At 64.1% G+C, this 19385-nt stretch carries 23 protein-coding genes and 1 other RNA gene; 5 read left to right on the top strand and 19 right to left on the bottom strand.

Annotated elements, in window-relative coordinates:
* Window positions 1-89 precede the first annotated feature (89 nt).
* The 3 genes from BJF92_RS18725 to BJF92_RS18715 are packed head-to-tail and all read left to right on the top strand — an operon-like array spanning window position 90 to window position 3093.
* A complete protein-coding gene (locus tag BJF92_RS18725) occupies window positions 90-1310 on the top strand; it encodes an NAD-dependent epimerase/dehydratase family protein (RefSeq protein ID WP_075636259.1) in 1221 nt (406 codons plus the stop codon).
* A complete protein-coding gene (locus BJF92_RS18720; protein ID WP_075636258.1) occupies window positions 1307-2194 on the top strand; it encodes a glycosyltransferase in 888 nt (295 codons plus the stop codon). The genes BJF92_RS18725 and BJF92_RS18720 overlap by 4 nt, the downstream gene beginning before the upstream one ends.
* Entirely contained in the window at window positions 2191-3093 is a 903-nt protein-coding gene (locus BJF92_RS18715) for an NAD-dependent epimerase/dehydratase family protein (protein WP_075636257.1), read from the top strand. Before BJF92_RS18720 ends, BJF92_RS18715 begins: the two co-directional genes overlap by 4 nt.
* Window positions 3094-3140: 47 nt before the next feature.
* Here BJF92_RS18715 and BJF92_RS18710 read toward each other — a convergent pair whose 3' ends face one another.
* From BJF92_RS18710 to ruvC, 9 genes are all read right to left on the bottom strand, one after another.
* Entirely contained in the window at window positions 3141-3524 is a 384-nt protein-coding gene (locus BJF92_RS18710; RefSeq protein ID WP_245294825.1) for a hypothetical protein, read from the bottom strand.
* Window positions 3524-3739: a hypervirulence associated TUDOR domain-containing protein gene (locus BJF92_RS18705; protein ID WP_075636256.1), complete on the bottom strand. Its 216-nt coding sequence runs from the start codon at window positions 3737-3739 to the stop codon at window positions 3524-3526. Before BJF92_RS18705 ends, BJF92_RS18710 begins: the two co-directional genes overlap by 1 nt.
* 96 nt (window positions 3740-3835) lie before the next feature.
* A complete protein-coding gene (locus BJF92_RS18700) occupies window positions 3836-4354 on the bottom strand; it encodes an NUDIX hydrolase (RefSeq protein WP_075636255.1) in 519 nt (172 codons plus the stop codon).
* Window positions 4355-4454: 100 nt separating this feature from the next.
* Window positions 4455-5342, bottom strand: coding sequence for a metallophosphoesterase (locus tag BJF92_RS18695; RefSeq protein WP_075636254.1), 888 nt, complete (start codon window positions 5340-5342; stop codon window positions 4455-4457).
* Window positions 5339-6382 carry a Holliday junction branch migration DNA helicase RuvB gene (gene ruvB / locus BJF92_RS18690; protein ID WP_075636253.1) on the bottom strand — a complete coding sequence of 348 codons (1044 nt, stop codon included), beginning with the start codon at window positions 6380-6382 and terminating at the stop codon, window positions 5339-5341. The genes BJF92_RS18695 and ruvB overlap by 4 nt, the downstream gene beginning before the upstream one ends.
* Window positions 6379-6777 (bottom strand): type II toxin-antitoxin system VapC family toxin, encoded by a 399-nt coding sequence (locus tag BJF92_RS18685; RefSeq protein WP_075636252.1) that lies wholly within the window; start codon window positions 6775-6777, stop codon window positions 6379-6381. The genes ruvB and BJF92_RS18685 overlap by 4 nt, the downstream gene beginning before the upstream one ends.
* Complete coding sequence (locus BJF92_RS18680; RefSeq protein ID WP_075636251.1) at window positions 6774-7052, bottom strand: AbrB/MazE/SpoVT family DNA-binding domain-containing protein; 279 nt, start codon at window positions 7050-7052, stop codon at window positions 6774-6776. The genes BJF92_RS18685 and BJF92_RS18680 overlap by 4 nt, the downstream gene beginning before the upstream one ends.
* A gap of 58 nt (window positions 7053-7110) precedes the next feature.
* Window positions 7111-7728, bottom strand: coding sequence for a Holliday junction branch migration protein RuvA (ruvA, locus tag BJF92_RS18675; protein WP_075636250.1), 618 nt, complete (start codon window positions 7726-7728; stop codon window positions 7111-7113).
* Window positions 7729-7933: 205 nt separating this feature from the next.
* Entirely contained in the window at window positions 7934-8452 is a 519-nt protein-coding gene (gene ruvC / locus BJF92_RS18670; RefSeq protein ID WP_075636249.1) for a crossover junction endodeoxyribonuclease RuvC, read from the bottom strand.
* Between the two features lie 170 nt (window positions 8453-8622).
* Between ruvC and BJF92_RS18665 the strand changes: the two genes are divergently transcribed.
* Window positions 8623-9624: an LLM class flavin-dependent oxidoreductase gene (locus BJF92_RS18665; RefSeq protein ID WP_075636248.1), complete on the top strand. Its 1002-nt coding sequence runs from the start codon at window positions 8623-8625 to the stop codon at window positions 9622-9624.
* Between the two features lie 74 nt (window positions 9625-9698).
* Here BJF92_RS18665 and BJF92_RS18660 read toward each other — a convergent pair whose 3' ends face one another.
* The 10 genes from BJF92_RS18660 to BJF92_RS18615 all read right to left on the bottom strand — a co-directional run bounded on the left by BJF92_RS18660 (window position 9699) and on the right by BJF92_RS18615 (window position 16880).
* Entirely contained in the window at window positions 9699-10445 is a 747-nt protein-coding gene (locus BJF92_RS18660; RefSeq protein WP_075636247.1) for a YebC/PmpR family DNA-binding transcriptional regulator, read from the bottom strand.
* A 246-nt stretch (window positions 10446-10691) separates the two neighbouring features.
* Window positions 10692-11561 carry an MBL fold metallo-hydrolase gene (locus BJF92_RS18655; RefSeq protein ID WP_075636246.1) on the bottom strand — a complete coding sequence of 290 codons (870 nt, stop codon included), beginning with the start codon at window positions 11559-11561 and terminating at the stop codon, window positions 10692-10694.
* Between the two features lie 91 nt (window positions 11562-11652).
* Complete coding sequence (locus BJF92_RS18650) at window positions 11653-12294, bottom strand: alpha-ketoglutarate-dependent dioxygenase AlkB (RefSeq protein WP_075636245.1); 642 nt, start codon at window positions 12292-12294, stop codon at window positions 11653-11655.
* Between the two features lie 7 nt (window positions 12295-12301).
* Complete coding sequence (locus BJF92_RS18645) at window positions 12302-12586, bottom strand: YciI family protein (protein WP_075636244.1); 285 nt, start codon at window positions 12584-12586, stop codon at window positions 12302-12304.
* Between the two features lie 17 nt (window positions 12587-12603).
* Window positions 12604-13428 (bottom strand): TIGR00282 family metallophosphoesterase, encoded by an 825-nt coding sequence (locus BJF92_RS18640; protein ID WP_075636243.1) that lies wholly within the window; start codon window positions 13426-13428, stop codon window positions 12604-12606.
* Window positions 13429-14022, bottom strand: coding sequence for a 5-formyltetrahydrofolate cyclo-ligase (locus BJF92_RS18635; RefSeq protein ID WP_075636410.1), 594 nt, complete (start codon window positions 14020-14022; stop codon window positions 13429-13431).
* Between the two features lie 55 nt (window positions 14023-14077).
* Window positions 14078-15493, bottom strand: coding sequence for a pilus assembly protein TadG-related protein (locus BJF92_RS18630; RefSeq protein ID WP_075636242.1), 1416 nt, complete (start codon window positions 15491-15493; stop codon window positions 14078-14080).
* A 340-nt stretch (window positions 15494-15833) separates the two neighbouring features.
* Window positions 15834-15992: non-coding RNA, 6S RNA (ssrS, locus tag BJF92_RS18625), on the bottom strand.
* A 104-nt stretch (window positions 15993-16096) separates the two neighbouring features.
* Window positions 16097-16474, bottom strand: a complete 378-nt coding sequence (locus tag BJF92_RS18620; RefSeq protein ID WP_075636241.1) for a cell division protein ZapA — start codon at window positions 16472-16474, stop codon at window positions 16097-16099.
* A gap of 133 nt (window positions 16475-16607) precedes the next feature.
* Window positions 16608-16880, bottom strand: coding sequence for a DUF4164 domain-containing protein (locus BJF92_RS18615; RefSeq protein WP_075636240.1), 273 nt, complete (start codon window positions 16878-16880; stop codon window positions 16608-16610).
* A 344-nt stretch (window positions 16881-17224) separates the two neighbouring features.
* On the opposite strand from BJF92_RS18615, the gene tkt reads away from it, so the two are divergent.
* Window positions 17225-19207, top strand: coding sequence for a transketolase (tkt, locus tag BJF92_RS18610; protein WP_075636239.1), 1983 nt, complete (start codon window positions 17225-17227; stop codon window positions 19205-19207).
* The last annotated feature ends 178 nt before the right edge of the window (window positions 19208-19385 follow it).

Here is a 19385-nt window from a genome sequence, read left to right as displayed (position 1 = left end):
CATCTGTCACATTCATGGCCTATCGAGCGTCTGCGGAAGGCCTTTGCGACGAACAGGGCCGCTTCAACGACGGGCGAAGGAGACGACGCATGAAGATCGCGGTTCTGGGCGGCGACGGTTTCGTGGGCTGGCCGACGGCCCTGCACCTTTCGGCCGCCGGCCACGAGGTCCACATCCTCGACAATCTCTCGCGCCGCTGGATCGACACCGAGCTCGGCGTGCAGTCGCTGACGCCGATGGATTCGATCCAGGAGCGCACGCGCATCTGGCATGCCGAAACCGGCCGGCGCATCCACTTCCACCTGATCGATCTCGCGCGTGATTACGAGCTTCTGAAGAACTGGCTGGCCCAGCACCGCCCCGACGCCATCATCCACTTCGCCGAACAGCGCGCCGCGCCCTATTCGATGAAGAGCGACCGGCACAAGAATTACACCGTCAACAACAATGTCAACGCCACGCACAACCTGCTGAACGCCATGGTGGAGCTGCAGCTCGACGCCCATCTGGTCCATCTCGGCACCATGGGCGTCTATGGCTATTCCACGGTCGGCGCGGCGATCCCCGAGGGCTATCTGCCCGTCGGCATCGAGACGCAGAGCGGCGAGACGGTCTCCCAGGAGATCCTCTACCCGGCCAATCCCGGCTCGATCTATCACATGACCAAGTGCCTCGATCAGCTGCTGTTCCAGTTCTACGCCAAGAATGACGGTCTCCGGATCACCGATCTGCATCAGGGCATCGTCTGGGGCACCCATACCGAGCAGACGCGCATCCACCCGCAGCTGGTCAACCGTTTCGACTATGACGGCGATTACGGCACGGTTCTGAACCGCTTCCTGATCCAGGCGGCGATCGGCTATCCGCTGACCGTCCACGGCACCGGCGGCCAGACCCGGGCCTTTATCCATATCCAGGATTCGGTGCGCTGCATCGAGATCGCGCTGAAGAACCCGCCGGCGCGCGGCGCACGTGTCGAGATCTTCAACCAGATGACCGAGACGCATCGCGTGCGCGACCTCGCGCAGATGATCGCGCGCCTCTCCGGCGCGGAGATCGCCTGGCTGCCCAATCCGCGCAAGGAGGCGGCGGAGAACGACCTCGTGGTCAAGAACGACAAGTTCCTCGGCCTCGGCCTCTCGCCCACCACGCTGGAAGGCGGTCTGCTGTCCGAGATCGTCGATGTCGCCCGCAAATTCGCCTATCGCGTCGACCGCTCGCGCGTGCCCGCCGTCTCGGCCTGGACACGTGACATCGCTGCGACGATCAACCATGATCCGGAAGGCAAGCGGCTGAAGTCTGTTTCATGAGCATAAGCGCTGATCCAGAGGGCTTGCGGCGGGCAAAGCTTGCCGCAAGCGCCCATGCCATCATCACCCTGGTCACCAATGGCGATTATGCCATGGGCGCCACGGCGCTGCTGCACTCGCTGCGCCAGACCGGCACCCCGGCCGATCTCGTGGTGCTGCACACCGGCGGCGTCGAGCCCGACGCGCTGACGCCACTCGCAGCGCTGGGCGCGCGGCTGATCGCCTGCGATCACCTGCCCCTCTCCGATGGTTTCAACGCACGCCATGCGCGCGGCGCGCTGCATGGCGCTGCCCCCTTCACCAAGGGGCGCAAGCCGCTGTTTCACTCGCCGCTTGACAATTTCTGCAAGCTGCGACTCTGGCAGCTCACCGAATATGAAAGCGTGATCTTTCTGGATGCCGACACGCTGGTGTTGAAGCCGATCGATCGCTTCTTCGCCTATCCGGAATTTTCCGCCGCGCCCAATGTCTATCAGTCACTCGCCGATTTTCACCGGTTGAATTCCGGCGTCTTCGTCGCCCGCCCCTCTGATGCGACCTTCGCCCGGATGCTGGCCCGGCTGGACCAGCCCGACGCCTTCTGGCCGCGCACCGACCAGACCTTTCTGCAGAGCTTCTTTCCCGACTGGCACGGCCTGCCCGTGACCATGAACATGCTGCAATATGTCTGGTTCGCCCTGCCCGATCTCTGGGACTGGGCGTCGATCCATGTATTGCATTACCAATATGAAAAGCCCTGGGAGACCGACCATCCGAAGTCGGCACAGCTGAAACCCCTGATCGATCTCTGGCATCGCGTCCACAAAGGCGAGCCCATCGGTGATCTTGCCCTCCTGCCGCAGCCCGGAGCAAAGGCCGATGGTCATCAGGCCGCGGCCTCATGAGCCATGTTCTGGTGACCGGCGGCACCGGGCTCGTCGGCCGCTTCATCGTCGAGGACCTTCTGGAAAACGGCTACCGCGTCACCGTCGCGGGCCGAAACGCGCCTGCGGACGGCCTGTTCTCCCGCCCCGTCGGCTTCCGGCCGATGCGGCTCGATCCGGCCGAGGACATGCTGGCGCTGTTCGATGATGTCTACCATCTCGTTCATGCCGCCTTCTCCCATGTTCCGGGCCGCTATCGCGGCGGCGAGGGCGACGATCCCGAGGGTTTTTTGAAGGCCAATGTCGAGGGCAGCATCCGCCTGTTCGAGGCGGCGCGCGATGCCGGCCAGCGCCGTTGCGTCTTCCTGTCGAGCCGCGCCGTCTATGGCGCCGTCCCAGGTGATGCCCCGCTCCGGGAAAGCGATCCTCCACGGCCCGACACGCTTTACGGCCGGGCCAAGCTTGCCGCCGAGCGCAATCTCGCATCTCTGTGCAGCCATGCCTTCATCACATCGAGCCTGCGGATCACCGGCGTTTACGGGGCGCCCCGCGTCGGCATGGAGCATAAGTGGGCGGAGATGTTCACGGATTTCCGGGCGGGACGGCCTGTGCCTGCGCGCGCAGGCGGCGAGGTGCACGGCACGGATGTCGCCGCCGCCGTCAGGCTGATGCTGACGGCCGATCCAATCAGGATCAATGGCGAGAGCTTCAATGTCGGGGACATCGTCACCGACACCCGCACCATTCTGGCGATTGCGCGGGATGCCGTCCCTTGCGACCATCCCCTGCCCCCGCCAGCCGATCCAGCCAACTATCGCGACATGGCGACCGACCGGATTCGCGGCCTGGGCTGGCAACCCGGAGGGCTGGACCAGCTGCGCCAAACGGTGGCGGAGCTGGCCTCGGGCGAAGCGACGTAAGGTGAGGTGACGTGATGGGCGGAGTCGTTGACCCCGGCTCCTTCCCATCAATGTTTCGTCTTGCCCGCCGGAGTGCTGGTCGCGGTTCTCGCCTTTTTCGCAGGCTTGTCCTCAGCGCCGGACTTCTTCTTCTGCTTGTCGACCCAGTCGCGTCCGGCATCGCCGCCCCAGAGCAGCCAGGCGATGTAGCCGGCGGAGGGATTGTCGTCGTCGCCGAAATTGGCGGCGCGCTTGTCCACCTTGTGCCGGGCGAAATAGCTGCGCATCCGCTTCAGCGTGTCGTCTGACAGGGCTTCGCGGTTCTTCAGATCGCGGGCGCGGGCCACACCGACCTGTGTGCCGCCGCGCTTGAACTGCGCGCGCAGTTCCAGGCCCTTTTCCGCCATTTTCGCGACAGGGGCCGGGGGAACGTGATTGCCTGTCTCTGCCATCAGACGCTCCGCAATTCCGAGTGGCTCTTGAGCACGCGGGCGCCGTCTTCCTGCTTGATCAGATAGGCCGGCTCGTCGGCGCTGGCCTTGCGCTTGATCTTGTGGCCCTCGATCGTGCGCTCCACATCCTCCGTGAAGCTCTCGTCAATCTTGCCCTCGGCCTTGCTCTTGCCCCAGGTCCATTCGACCTTGGTGCCCTTGCGGAATTTCTGCATGCGCCGTCTCCTCTCCATCCCCGGACAGCGGCTGTCGCCACCGGAGACGATCGAATGCGCATGGCTGACAGATGTTCCGGAAGAAGAAGCCGGCGGTCAGGTTCGGTCGAGATCGCCATCATGCCAGATCAGGTGGCGCGGCGTTTCCGGCAGGTTCTCGATCGTCTCGGCGATGAAATAGGGCGGGATATCCAGCGCGCGCAGGCTCTCCACCGTCGCCAGCGCCCATTTGAACTCCAGCTCGGACTTGCCGTCGAGATTGCGGTGGACGATGTCGGTGGGATGGAAGGGGAAGCTCTCGGGCAGGTCCATCAGGTAGTAGAAGCCCAGTTCGTGGACATCCACACCCTCGTAATGGAAGAAATTCTCCACGGTCCACAGCATGCGCCCGACCGTCACATCGACGCCGAGCTCCTCCATCATCTCGCGCTTCAGCGTGATGTCGGAGCTCTCGCCGATCTCGGCCCTTCCGCCGGGAAAGGTCCAGAAGCTTTCATGCACCGCCCGGTGAACCAGCACATAGCCGTCGCGAAAGGCGAGCCCGGCGATGCGCAGCTGAAACAGCGGCTCTCCCGCGTTTTTCGGCTTGATGCGGACCATTCTGCGCTTTGCCATCGCGGGCTCTTTCCTTCGTCTTTTTAGGGAAGCGGCTTTTCTATCATGCCAGACGCCATTGCAAGCCTCTTGCCGTGACGGAACGTCCCCCTGCGCAAGCTCAGGCGGCCGCGTCCCCGCCAAGCTCCACCACAACGATCTCCGGCGGCGCGCCGAAGCGCACGGGAATGCCGGACATGCCGAGCCCCGCCGAAACGATCAGATGGCGGCCGCCTTCGATAATGTGCCCGCGAATATAGCGGCTGCCGAAGCGCGAGGGCACGAAAGGCGAGCGGCCGAACAGCCGAATCTGCCCACCATGGGTATGGCCTGACAGCGTGATGGCCACGCGCGCGGGCACGCCGGGAAAGATATCGGGCTCATGCGCCATGAGGATAACAGGCGCGTCATCGCTCACCTGCGCCAGCGTGCCGGGCAGATCGTCCATCGGCCGAAGGGGCCCGATCTGGTCGCCAAGTCCGGCCAGCCAGAAGCGATGCCCGTCCTTCTCGAAGGAGACGGCGCGATTGTCATAGACCGGCACGCCGATGCCCTCCAGCGCCCGCTGGGCGAGCAGCGGCCCCTTGCCGCGCGCCATGGCCTCGTGATCATCGGCCCAGTCGTGATTGCCGAGAATGGCATGGACGCCGAGCGGAGCCGAAAGACCCGACAGCGCCGCCGCCCAGTCTTCAGGCGGCACATGCCCCGTGCACAGGCGCATGCCGGAAAGGAAATCGCCGAGCAGCAGCACCATGTCCCCCTGAAGGCTATTGGCCTTCTCGGCAATGCTCGCAATCCGGGCGGCAGACATCCAGGGGTCGCAGGCGTGAAAATCCGCCAGCAACACCAGGCGCAGCCGCAGGCCATCCGGCCAGTTTGGCAGCCGCGGCCGATAGGTTACCGTCTTCATCCGCAGCATCGGCTCGACGCCCACGGCATAGCTCGTGGTCGACAGGCTGGCGAAGAGAAAGCCGGCCGCAAGGCGCAGAAAATTTCGACGGACGATCATTCTTCCTCGCTCTGAAACAGCCGGAACTGGGTGGCCTCGGCCTCTTTGGGCGGCACCAGCCCCAGATGCTTCCAGGCATTGACCGTCAGCACGCGCCCGCGCGGCGTGCGCTGGATGAAGCCCTGCTGGATCATATAGGGCTCGATGATGTCCTCGATCGTGTCGCGAGGTTCCGACAGGCCGGCAGCGATCGTCTCGATACCCACGGGGCCGCCGGCGAAGTTCAGCGCGATCATTGTGAGGTAGCGCTTGTCGAGCTGGTCGAAGCCCATATTGTCGACCAGCAGGCGTGTCAACGCCACATCGGCAATCTCGCGCGTGACCGCCTCCACCTTGGCGACCTCGGCGAAATCGCGCACCCTGCGCAACAGCCGCCCGGCAATGCGCGGCGTGCCGCGCGAGCGCCGCGCGATCTCGCGCGCGCCCTCTTCCGTCATCGGCAGCTTCATCAGCCGCGCGCCGCGCCGCACGATCAGCTCCAGTTCCTCCACCGTGTAGAAGCTCAGCCGCACGGGAATGCCGAAACGGTCGCGCAGCGGATTGGTGAGGAGGCCGAAGCGCGTGGTGGCAGCCACCAACGTGAACTTCGACAGATCGATCTTGACCGAGCGCGCCGCCGGCCCCTCGCCGATGATCAGGTCGAGCTGGAAATCCTCCATCGCCGGATAGAGGATTTCCTCCACCGCCGGATTGAGCCGGTGGATCTCGTCGATGAAGAGCACGTCGCGGTCCTCGAGCTGGGTCAGGAGCGCCGCAAGATCGCCGGCCTTGGCGATGACGGGGCCGGAGGTCGAGCGGAAATTGACGCCCAGCTCCTTGGCCATGATCTGGGCCAGCGTCGTCTTGCCCAGCCCCGGCGGGCCGACGAACAGCACGTGATCCAGCGCCTCGCCCCGGTTCTTGGCCGCCTCGATGAAGATCTTCAGGTTCGCCCGCGCCTCGGCCTGGCCGGTGAAATCATCAAGCGACTGCGGCCGAAGCGTGGTGTCGATGTCCTCGCCTCGCTTTTCGGCGGACAGGAGACGGGGGGGCATGGTCATGTCAGCAGTTCCATTCCAGCGATCGTTCCTGCGGCCTCGCGGTCGAAGGTGACGGTTTTGCGGCAGCCGGCCTTGCGGGCGGCCCAGACGATCAGATGATCCGACAGATCCGCCCGCAGCGTCTCCGCCTTTTCGACCAGGAGATCCAGATCCTCGGCATGCTCGATGACGAGTTCGGCCGCGGCAAGCAGAGCCCTGAGAAGATTCAGAATCGAGGCCCAGGGATAACCGAGCCGCTTGCGCAGAAGCCAGACTGTCTCGGCCAGGACGAGTGCACTGACATAGGCCGGGTCTTCGATCGTGCGTGCTGCCATGAAGTCTCTGGCGAGCCGGTTCTGCTCGGGATCGTCGTCCACGAGAAAACGCAGCAGAACATTGGTATCGACGGCGATCATCGAACGGATCGGTCGCTCCGGATGCGCTCCTCGTCCTCGACAAGGGCGTCCATCAAAGCATCGTCCATCTCATCGACGCCGAGCGCGCGGCCATTGGGCGGCGCTCCGAGAAAGCCGCCGAGGTCTCGCAGCCGTCCGGTCTTCGGAATCGCCACGAGATGGCCCTCGCGAACCGTGACGTAAAACTGTGTTCCGGGCGCCAGACGCAGCTTCTCGCGAACCTCCTTCGGGATTGCCAGCTCACCATTGATCGTCATCGTCGCAAAAGCACCCATGTCGGCGATCTCCGCTTTCGTCGCCCGGCAATTTAAAGGGAATGCCCCATGGCGTCCATCATCGCGCCAGTTCCTTCAGGCCCAAGCGGATCAGCTTCGCGCTGTCGGCGTCCTCGCCGCCGTTCTTCAGGGCGGCAGCGATGGCGTTTGCCGCCTGGTCGCGCGAATAGCCGAGATTGGTCAGCGCCGAGACGGCATCGGAGACCGGCGCCGAAGCGACGCCCTCGCCCAGCTCCTGCTTGAAGCCGATGGTGGCGGCCTCCGTCTCGCCGGCAAAGGCGGGCGCGCGCGATTTCAGCTCGGTCGCGATGCGCAGCGCTACCTTCGGGCCGACGCCGGGCGCGCGCGCGATGGCGGTGCGGTCCTGAAGCGCGATCGCGTTGGCGAGCTCGCCGGGGGTCAGGACCGAGAGAACGTTCAGCGCCACCCGGGAGCCGACGCCCTGCACGCTCTGCAACAGCCGGAACCATTCCCGCTCCAGCGTGGAGAGAAAACCGAACAGCCGGAGCTGGTCCTCGCGCACATAGGTCTCGATGAACAGCACGGCCGCCTCGCCCGTGTTCAGCCTGGACAGGGTGCGCGCCGAACAATGGGCGACATAGCCGACGCCATGGACATCGACCACCACATGGTCCTCGCCGATCTCGTCGACCGTGCCTTTCAACTTTCCGATCATGCGCAACTCTTCAAAGGGCTGGACCAGGGACGATGCGGACAGGAACCAAGCCGGCGCCGCTTCACCGACTAAAGGCGGACAATAAGGAACAAGTCAAGAACACTCATGACAGGATCGAAGCGCCGGCTGCCGCGTGTGGTACCCTGCCGACGATCCGCTCTCCTGACAGCCCGGCGTGCCGTCGAAGCCGCGTGTCATACCGCCCTCAGCCGCCGGCCATGATGGCGGCGAGCCGGCCGGTGACGCTCTGGCGGTGATGGGCATGGCAGATGGCGATCGCCAGCGCATCCGCCGCGTCATTGCCCTGGAATGTGGCGCGCGGCATCAGCACCTTCAGCATCATGTGGATCTGCTGCTTCTCGCCATGGCCCACGCCGATCACGGCCTTCTTCACCGCATTGGGCGCATATTCGGCCACGCGCAGGCCAGCGCGGGCGGGCACAAGCATGGCGATGCCGCGCGCCTGGCCGAGCTTCAGCGTGGCCACCGCGTCCTTGTTGACGAAGGTCTGCTCCACGGCCGCCTCGTCCGGCTGCAGCCGGTGCACCACATCGGCCAGCCCGTCATGCAGCTGGCAGAGGCGGGAGGCGAGGTCCATGTCGCCGTCGGAGGTCACGGTGCCGGACTCGACGAAGCGCAGGCTGTGGCCGACACTCTCGATGACGCCCCAGCCGGTGCGGCGCAAACCGGGGTCGATGCCGATGATCCGAATCGTAGCTGTCATTCGCGCAACCTTACTGTCGAAGCCGGCAAACTGCCATTCAAATGTGAACAAAACAAAAACAATTAAGCCTGTTCCGGCGTAAAACAGCGACTTTGCCGGGCTTGGATTCGGCCCATCGATGCTTACATGATGAGGTGACTCCTGTTTTCATGAAGCGAAGGCGAAAGCCCATGATCCCCTTTTCGATCCTCGATCTGTCGCCCATCACGCAAGGGGCGAGCGCCGCCGATGCGCTCAACAACTCCCGCCGCCTGGCGCAGGAAGCCGAGGCCCATGGCTATAAGCGCGTCTGGCTGGCGGAGCATCACGGCATGCGCGGCATCGCCAGCGCCGCCACCGCCGTGGTCATCAATCATGTGGCCGCCGGCACCAAGACCATCCGGGTCGGCTCCGGCGGCATCATGCTGCCCAACCATGCGCCGCTGGTGATCGCCGAGCAGTTCGGCACGCTCGAGGCCCTGCATCCCGGCCGCATCGATCTTGGTCTCGGACGGGCACCGGGCACGGACATGCGCACGGCTGCCGCACTCCGGCGCAACATGGATGCGGGCGCCGAAAGCTTCCCCAATGACGTGGTGGAATTGCAGGCGCTGCTGGCCGAGCCCGGTGAAAACCAGGGGCTGATTGCCGTGCCTGGTGCGGGAAGCAATGTGCCGATCTGGCTGCTCGGCTCCTCCACCTACAGCGCCCAGCTTGCGGCCATGCTCGGCCTGCCCTTCGCCTTCGCCTCGCATTTCGCGCCCGACATGCTGATGACGGCGCTGGAGATCTATCGCGAACGCTTCCGCCCCTCGGAAAGCTTGAGCGCGCCCTATGCCATGGTCGGTATCATGGGCGTGGCGGCCGATACCGACGCGGAGGCCGACCACCTCTTCACCTCGATGCAGCAATCCTTCGTGGCGCTCAGGCGCAATGCGCGTGGCCAGTTCCCGCCACCGGTCGACAGCATGGAGGGGCTCTGGTCCCCGGCGGAAAAGCAGTTCGTGGAGCACGCCATGACCTATGCCGTGGTCGGCGGCCCCGAGCGCATCCGCCGGCAGATCTCCGACTTCCTCGACATGACCAGGGCGGACGAACTGATCGTCTCCATGCCGATCTTCGACATGGAGGCACGGCTGAAATCGGTGCGGCTCTTTGCCGGCGCGCAGCAGCGTCTGGCGCAGGCGGCCTGACGCGCTGCCTGAAACGACAATCCCCGGCGCAAGGCCGGGGATGAAATCGTCTGACAATCAGGACAGGCGTAGGATCAGGCCGAGAGCTTGGCCATAACCTCGTCGGACACCTCGAAATTGGTGTAGACGTTCTGTACGTCGTCATCGTCTTCCAGCGTCTCGACCAGCTTCAGCAGCGAGGCGGCGCGCTCTTCATCGACGGGCACGGTGTTCTGCGGGCGCCAGACGGCCTTGACGGTGTCGGCTTCGCCCAGCGCGCCTTCCAGCGCCTTGGACACCTCGTTGATGTCCTCGAAGCCGCAATAGATCGTGTGGCTGTCCTCGTCGGAAACCACATCCTCGGCGCCGGCCTCGATCGCGGCTTCCATGACCTTGTCGGCGCTGCCGACGGAAGCCTTGTAGGTGATTTCGCCGACGCGGTCGAAGGAGAAGGAGACGGAACCGGTTTCGCCCAGAGCACCGCCGGCCTTGGAAAAGGTGGAGCGCACGCTGGAGGCGGTGCGGTTGCGGTTGTCGGTCAGCGCTTCGACGATGACGGCGACGCCGCCCGGGCCATAGCCCTCGTAGCGGACTTCGTCATAGCTTTCGCCATCGGCGCCTGCCGCCTTCTTGATGGCGCGCTCGATATTGTCCTTGGGCATGGACTGCGCCTTGGCGTTCTGGACGGCCAGACGCAGGCGCGAGTTCATGGTCGGATCGGGCAGCCCCGTCTTGGCGGCAACGGTGATTTCGCGTGCGAGCTTGGAGAACATCTTGGAGCGCACGGCGTCCTGACGCCCCTTGCGGTGCATGATGTTCTTGAACTGTGAATGGCCTGCCATCAGCGTGACTCGTGTTCATTCCAGGGTTTGGACGGCACATCCCCTGGCATCAAGGCCGGGCGGGACATGCGGAGGCGATCGGCTCAAGACGTGCACGCAGTCGTGCTTGAAGATCGCGTGACGTCATCGAGGGAAGTGCCGCCTTATAGTGAGCTTGCGCTGGCGCGTCCAGATCACCCGGGGAAATTCGCGCTTGGGGCCCGTCTTTCCGCCCCGGATGGGGCCTGCCTCTTTAGACAAGACGCGCTAGACCCCCTGCAGGATCAGGATCAGTGGCTTCTTCGGCAGGCTGCGCAGCGACACCGTCACGCTGTCGCTGTCGGCATAGCGCGCGTCGAAGCCCGATCCGAACAGAGAGAGGAACCGATCGATCGGGGGCCCGCGCCGGTGCATGGGCAGGATCAGGGAGGAGCGCAGCCGGCTCACCACCCGGCTCATGCTGTCGGGCCCCAGCGTCAGCCCGCCATCGACAGGCACCATGACGACGTCGAGCCGGCCGATCTCGGCATAATGCACCTCGGTCAGTTCCTGATGCAGATGGCCGAGATGGCCGATGCAGAGCCCGGCGATCTCGAAGATGAAGATCGAGTTGCCGTTCTTCTCCATGGCATCGCCGCCCCAGCCCAGGCGAATATCGGTGACGACATTGCGCACATAGGCGTCACGCAGCACCAGATCATGGTCGGCCGGCTCCCCGTCGTCGCGCCAGCCATGCAGAACATGGGCGATCGCCGGATCGGGGCTCAGCGTGTAATGCGTCGAATGCGCCTTGTTCATGGTGACGATATCGGGCGTCTCGGCAGGCTTGTACCAGCCATTATAGTCGGTGACGATCGATACGCCCTCGGGGCTGACGATGTTGAAGGCGGAATGGCCGAGATAGGTGATCGTCACCGCGCCGGCCTCGCCCGCCACCGCCCGCGGCCCCGCCGCATCCGTGCGGAAAGCGGCGAACTGGACCTTCGGCAGCCGCTCGGCGATCGCCTGGCATTGGCTGACGGGGCGCGTGGCCTGGGGGCTGGCAGGTGGCGTTGCCTGCGCATGGGCCGCCGGCATGGGCCAGACGAGGTGAATGAATGCGATGGCGACAAACAACAGAACGGCATAGCGCAGCATGACGGCAGCTCCCGCGCGTGGACTTCTCGTTCGCGTCGAGGAGGATAGCTGGCCGGAGAGTCCCGTCCAGCACAGCGATGGCAGGAATGCGTCACGTTTGCGTCATTGCGGCGCTGTTTGAGCCGGCTGCCGGAATGACCTTGCGAAAGGTCAGCGATATCCGCCTTCCGCGCTCGACCCGGACGCCCCCGACGAAATCAGACTTTCGCGGGGGTATCTCATGGGTCCAGTCATATCGGCCCGCGCCCGTCAGCAAGAGGCAGGAGCGTGGCTCCAGCAGCAGAGGCAACGTGCGGGCGCCACTTCTTTCCCGAAAGATCATTTCGCAAAGAGATAGAAGACCGATCGAAACGATCGCCTCGCCAAAGCACGGCACGCAATCGACATGGGCGCTGATGCCCTGGCCCGGCAGATATTCATTGGCGATGACCTGGTCCGGCATGACTGCCAACACCCCCTCGGCGCACAATCGCTCACCCAGCGACTGAAGCCAATTCGGCAGCGGCCCAAGATAAGCCTCCGCCGTCACCGCCGGCGCCCTGTAATCGTAGAGATAGCCGAAATGCTGGACGCGGCGCTTCAGCACCGTGCTCCATTCGCCCGCGTCGAGCCGCTCGCGGATGGCCTGTTCGTCATCGAGAGACAGGATGTCGCGCCGATAGAGGACGCCGGGAGGCAGATGGGCTGGCTTGATAGCGGGGTCCAGCGGCAAGGACCCCTGTGCGCCCGTCATAGCCGCCTCAATCCTTCAGCCGCTCAAGCCCCTCGACCGCCATGCTGAAGGCCACCTCCGTCACGTCGTAGTCGGCGACCCCATAGACCGCGAAGGGATCGGCGGCCAGGAAGGCGTCGAGCGTGGCGCGGTCGCCTTCGGCGAGGATCACGCCGCCGGTGCGCGGCACCTTGCGGCCCGAGGCGAGGAACAGGCCCTGGGCATAGCCGTCCTTCAGCCAGTCGATATGGGCGGCCAGATGGGCGTCGGCCGCCTCAGGGCCGTTGCGATAGGTGAGCGAGACGATGAACATGGTCGATCCCTCGGCAATCAGGCCCAGAAGGGCGGGATGGTTTCGGAAAGGCGCGGCCCCAGGCGCAAGGGGGCGATGGCTTCGGCGAGACCCGTTCGGTCGGAAATCTCCACGCCGACGCCGCAGATCGTCGCCGGGCCGGAGGCTGCCTCGAAACGGCCCTTGGGCATTTTCGAGATGAAGCGGTTGAGCGGCTCTTCCTTGTCCATGCCGAGCGACGAGTCATAATCGCCGCACATGCCGGCATCCGAGAGATAGGCCGTGCCGCCATTGAGGATCTGGTGGTCGGCAGTCGGCACATGGGTATGGGTGCCGACGACGAAGCTCGCCCGCCCATCGACGAAATGGCCGAAGCACTGCTTTTCGCTGGTGGCCTCCGCGTGGAAATCGAAGACGATGGCGTCGGCCTGCTCCTTGAGCGGCGCGGCCTCCAGAATGGCTTCCGCCGCCTTGAAGGGATCGTCGAGCTCGGGATGCATGAAGACGCGGCCCATGATGTTGGCGACCAGCACACGGGCGCCATTGCGGGCGAAATAAAGGCCGGAACCGCGGCCCGGCGTGCCGGCCGGGTAATTGGCCGGGCGCAGGAACTGCTCATGGCGCCCGCAGAAGACCACGGCTTCCTTCTGGTCCCAGACATGGTTGCCCGTGGTCACCACATCGGCGCCGGCATTGATGGTCTCGAGAAAGATGTCTTCGGTGATGCCGAAGCCGCCGGCGGCGTTCTCCCCATTGACGATGACGAAATCGAGCCTGAGATCCGAAACCAGTCCGGGAAGGCGCTCCCACACCGCTGTCCGCCCCGTCTTGCCCACCATGTCGCCCAGAAACAAAAGCCGCATTCACCCATCCATCTTCGCCTGCCGGAACCAGCGCAGCCCGCCTTCCGTCAGCACCGCGTCCATCGGCCTGTCATGCGCCTCGAAGGGCACGGACGCAACCTCCTGGATGTCGAAAGCCACACCGATCAGCGTGACGGACAGCCCCTCAGCGACAAGACGCGCGGTCGCGCGGTCGTAATAGCCGCCGCCATAGCCGATGCGGTGCCCCCGGGCGTCGAAGGCCGAGAGCGGCAGAAGCAGAATCTCAGGCGCCACCTCCGGCGCCTCCGGGCCGGGGCCATAGCTGCCGAAGCCGGTCTTGACGACGGGCGCGTCGGCAAGCAGCTCGCGAAAGACGATGGTCTCGCGATCCAGGACGACAGGCAGCGCGATGCGCCCCCCGCGCTGGCGCAGCGCCTCCAGAAGCGGGCGGATATCGGCCTCGGAGCGGATCGGCCAGAAGCCGGACAGGATCGTGCCGGGCGCAAAATCGATGGCTTCGAGCCCATGGGCGAAGAGCGCGGCATTGGCGGCCACGCGCTCCTCCGCCCCCATGGCATCGCGCAGCGCCAGCCGCTCGGCCCGAAGCCGCGCCTTTTCCTCCTGCCGTGTCAGCGTCATGCGCGTCTCTCCCTGCTGCCCTTATTCAGCGCAACCTTCCTGCTCCGCCTCAACGCGTCAACCGAAGAGTGTCTCCCATCACCTGGCTGGCGACCTGTTGATAGACGGCCTCGATGGTGCTCGTGCTGGCTTCGAAAAAATACTTTTCGCCGGACGCGCACTGCTTCAGGTTTGTCCGGTCGGCGTCGGGCGAATAGGAAACGGAGAAAATCGTGATCCCGGCATCCTTCATGCCCTTGCAGATGGTTTGCAGGGCATTGAGCGCCAGATTGTTGCAGGCCTTAGTGCGCGTCTTGTCGCAGATCCAGTCCAGCTTGTCCGTATTGGAGGGGCCATATTTCACATTCATCTCGCCATCGGTCATGAAGATGATGTACTTTTTAACATCATTGCCGTAATTCCTAGGCTTTCCGGAGGACCAGGCGGAAGCCCAGCGCGGGGAGAGCGTGTACCAGCCGGCGATTATGCCGGCATCCAGACGGGTTGCGCCTTCGGATGTCATCTCGTTTACGGCGTTCGTCAGAAGGTTGATGTCGTTCGTCAGCTCCGTCAAAGGCGGCGGGCAGAAGCTCGTTCCGGATTGCGCATTGCTGTCCATGGCGACGAAGGGGAGGACATCGGGCGGACGGTCGTCGAGCGATTCCTGTCCCAGCGTGCCGTTGGAGCGCATCTCGACATCGACACGCGGCTCCGCGCAGCCCATCCAGTAATAATTGTCGGAGTTTTGGGCCAGCCATGTCGTATCATCGATCCATTTCGAAAACGTCATGTTGGTATAATAGGACTGAGGGTCGCGCCAGCGCTTGGGGATGGCCTCCTTGTTGTCGTAACGGATAAACCAGTCCTTGTAAGGCATTCCGAAATTCACCCGGCTGGAGAAGGGAACGATCGCCACTTTGACATTGTCTGCGAGCTTGCCGCCGGAGGTGAATTTCTTCAGAAAGCTCCGCACAGCCTTCTTCATCGGGGTGAACCGCTTATCCTCGATCATCGAGCTGGAGACGTCGAGAACGAGGGAAATCTCGATCGAGCCGCTCTGCCCGGCGCGTGCGCAGGCGGAAACAGAGACCGGGACACTGTCGATCTGCGCCAGTCGCATGAAGGCCGTTTGCGCCTCGGCGCCGGCCGTGATGCAAAGACCCTTTCCGTCGATCAGATCCGGACCGGAGGTGAGCCGGCCGAGACCGGCTGAATCCAGCTTCAGATAGGTTTCGATCTTGGAGATGAGGGTGCTTCGATCCGTATCCTGCTGATAGTCTGCCGTCGCCGCCAGGATCGCCGCATCGGCCGCCCCTTGCAACCGCTGGCGAAGACTGAAGGCGTTGGCCACGTCCGTGAAGCAACCCATCGCCAGAACCAGACATGGGAGCAAAAAGGCAAAGAGAACGGCAAGGTTGCCGAACCGGTCATCAAAAAAACGGCGGAAAAAATCACCCGCCCAAATTGAGAAAAACAGGCGAGCCATTGCATCCTCATGCGTTCTCTAAAATCGGAGATCACAATTAGAATCAGAAGAATAAGAAAACTCTAAAAGATAATGACCCTTTCCAGCGCCTCGAACCGAAAAGCGGGCGGCGGTCTTCGGAAAAATCCGATGCGAAGACAGGAATCCAGAGCATCGGAATGCCCATAATTCCCAATCCGATGCGCGCAAGCGCGGTTCCGGATAGGCACCGCCAATAGGCCAGCAACCCGTGGAACCGGAAGCCCGCATAATAGGATACCGCAAATCGCAGATCAGGGATAGGAAACAGGTCGCGCATCGAAAGCGGCGACGGACGCCAGCAGAGGCGGCGACAAAATCAGTACGATCCACGACGACCGATGGAGATTTACGATCCTGGGTGCCTACAAACGTAGGTGGGCGCCATATGTCCAGCCCCACGGGACTGGTCAGGGACAGCTCCCTTTGGATCGAGTATGGCCCCAGGGATTGTGGTTCCTGTCGGGAAGCGCAGACCGTAGAGCGAATATAGGCGGCTTGCCGGCATTAGACCAGAGGCTCGCACTGATATCGGTCGAAAATCCTTGAGCGAAACAGCGGCTGACGCTGGAGGTCCTGCGGCCTTCAGGAAGGGGTCGCAGGGGCCTGGCCGCTGATGCGCGCGGCGATCCCGTGGATCTGCGCGGTCACCTCGCCCAGCGCTGCGGCCATGGCCTGCTCGATGCGCGCCTGGCCATGATTGGCTTCTTCGCGCTGGCGCTTGAGATCCTCCACCTCGCACTCCAGCGCCGAGATCCGTCGGCCGACCTCGCTCAATTCGTCGGTGACCATGATGCCGGCCATGACGGTGAGGCGGAGATCGCCGATCTCGCCGAACTGGCCTTTCAGATGGCTGACATAGCGGTCGAAACGGCTGGCGAGATCGGTCAGGTGATCCTGCTGCCCCTCCTCGCAGGCCATGCGATAGGCCTTGCCGTCGATCGTTACCGTTACCTGCGCCATCGGCCGTTCCTGTCCTGATGTTTTTGCACGCCGCACCAAAAGTCCTGCGGCCCGACGCTGCCGGCACACAGTGAACCAGTAGCACGGGAAGCCGGAAGACCGAAGCCGCTCCCAAGTCCGGAACTGACGCGGCTCAGCGATCCAGCACGGCGCGGATGGTTTCCATGGCGGTCACCAGCCGGCGCGATACCTCGCGGTTGACCTCTTCCAGCCGGTTGGCGCGAAATTGCGACTGATCCAGCTCCTGGGCAAGGCGCGCGCGGTCGGCATTCACGCGCCGCACCTCGCCCTCGATCTCGCCAAGGTCACGCTCGCGATCGAAGCGGCCATCGACCAGCCGGTCGAGGCGCTCCACGGCCTGACGCAGAGCATCGATGGCACCCGCCACTGTCTTTTCCGCCGCCATGCCCGGCCCCGTTCTCTTACATCGATTGGCAACGCCGCGCACTGCCCACGCGGCACGGCCGCGAATCGCCGCCCGGCCCGTCAAGATCCGCCCGCAGCCGAATCATCCGCACGGTCGACATCCTGTTCATCCAAACACTTAACCCTATTCGTCAAGTTGCGGCAACGCCCGCCTGTTTTGCCATGAGGCAATAGCTGTGGATCATATGGGCGCGCCGCCCCGTCTCCGCAGGGCCTGTCTTTGTTGACTCCACCTGTCGAGGTGCTATGTCTCAACCCGCTTCCGACACGGTCTTCGGAGGAGTTTGAAGGCCGTCCTGATCACGTCACACAAGCGGAAACGTCATGATCTCTCGCGAAACCCACGATCGGATGGCCAATGCTATCCGCTTCCTGTCCATGGACGCTGTCGAGAAGGCGAATTCGGGTCACCCCGGCCTTCCCATGGGGGCCGCGGACGTCGCCACGGTGCTCTTCTCGCGCTATCTGCGCTTCGATCCCAAAAAGCCGAACTGGCCCAACCGCGACCGTTTCATCCTGTCGGCCGGCCACGGCTCCATGCTGCTCTACTCGTTGCTCTACCTCACCGGCTATGAGGACATGACGATCGAGGAGATCAAGAATTTCCGCCAGCTCGGCGCCAAGACCGCCGGCCACCCGGAATTCGGCCATGCCGCCGGCATCGAGACCACCACCGGTCCGCTCGGCCAGGGCATCGCCAACTCGGTCGGCTTCGCCATTGCCGAGCGCAAGCTCAATGCCGAATTCGGGCCTGAATTCATCGATCATCACACCTATGTGCTCGTCGGCGACGGCTGCCTGATGGAAGGTGTGAGCCAGGAAGCGATCGCGCTGGCCGGTCACCTGAAGCTGAACAAGCTGATCGTCTTCTGGGACAACAACAACATCACCATCGACGGCGCGGTCTCGCTGTCGGACTCGACCGACCAGATCGCCCGTTTCAAGTCGGTGCACTGGAACACGATCGAGATCGATGGTCACGATCCCGAGCAGATCGCCCAGGCGATCGAAGCGGCGCATGCCTCCGACCGCCCGACTTTCATCGCCGCCAAGACCACCATCGGTTTCGGCGCTCCGAACAAGGCCGGTACCCACAAGGTCCACGGCTCGCCGCTCGGCGCCGAGGAAATCGCCGCCACCCGCAAGGCGCTGAACTGGGAAAGCCCGGCCTTCGAAATTCCCGACGACGTTCTCTCGGCCTGGCGCCAGTCCGGCGCCCGCTCCGTCGAGCTGCGCGAAACCTGGGAAAAGGGCCTGGAGCAGACGGATGCCGGCAAGAAGTCGGAATTCCTGCGCCGCTTCGCCGGCGACCTGCCGAAGGGCCTCGATGGCGCGATCGCCGACTACAAGAAGAAGCTGGCCGAAACCAAGCCTTCTCCCGCCACCCGCAAGGCATCGGAAGACGCGCTCGAGGTCATCAACGGCATCGTGGTGGAAACGCTGGGCGGCTCGGCCGACCTGACGCCCTCCAACAACACCAAGACCAGCCAGATGGTGTCGATCTCGCCGACCGACTTCTCCGGCCGCTATATGCATTACGGCATCCGCGAGCACGGCATGGCGGCAGCGATGAACGGCATCGCGCTGCATGGCGGCCTGATCCCCTATTCCGGCGGCTTCCTGATCTTCTCGGACTATTGCCGTCCGTCGATCCGCCTGGCCGCACTGATGGGCATCCGCGTCATCCACGTGCTCACCCATGACTCGATCGGTCTGGGCGAAGACGGCCCGACCCACCAGCCGGTCGAACAGGTCGCCGCGCTCAGGGCGATCCCGAACCTTCTGGTCTTCCGCCCGGCCGACGCCACGGAAACGGCCGAGTGCTGGCAGCTGGCGCTGCACAATCAGCATCGTCCCTCGGCGCTGGCGCTGACCCGCCAGAACCTGATGGCCGTGCGCACCGAGTATGTGGAGGAAAACCTCTGCGGCAAGGGCGCCTATGAGCTGGTCAAGGCCGACGACGCCAAGGTCTCGATCTTCGCCTCCGGCTCCGAGATCGAGATCGCCGTCAAGGCGGCCGAAGCCCTGAGCGCCAAGGGTGTTGCCGCCCGCGTGGTCTCCGTGCCCTGCTTCGAGCTGTTCGAGGAGCAGTCGGACGAATACCGCGCCGAGGTCATCGGCAGGGCTCCGGTCAAGATCGCGGTGGAAGCCGCCGTCCGCCAGGGCTGGGATCACCTGATCGGCTCCGACGGCGTGTTCGTCGGCATGAAGAGCTTCGGCGCTTCGGGCCCCTACAAGGACCTCTACAAGCACTTCGGCATCACGGTCGAGGCTGTGGTCGAAGCGGCAGAAGCCAAGCTCGCCTGATTGTTCTGCGTCCGGAGCCGCCGCCCGCGGCTCCGGACGAGACCCCGCATTTCTGCACGTCCGCCTTGCAAATCCCGGGGAGCCCCTTTGCTCGCCAAGGCCTTGGGATTGCGATAGTCCAGAACAGGGGCCTTGGCAGCGTCAAGCGCATCCTCCGTCGATCGGCGCCTCGCCATTG

Origin of the sequence: Xaviernesmea rhizosphaerae (genome assembly GCF_001938945.1) — a bacterium.
GTDB classification, from domain to species: Bacteria; Pseudomonadota; Alphaproteobacteria; order Rhizobiales; family Rhizobiaceae; genus Xaviernesmea; species Xaviernesmea rhizosphaerae.
Note: the sequence above shows the minus strand (reverse complement) of the source record. Positions and strands in the feature narration are given on the sequence as shown.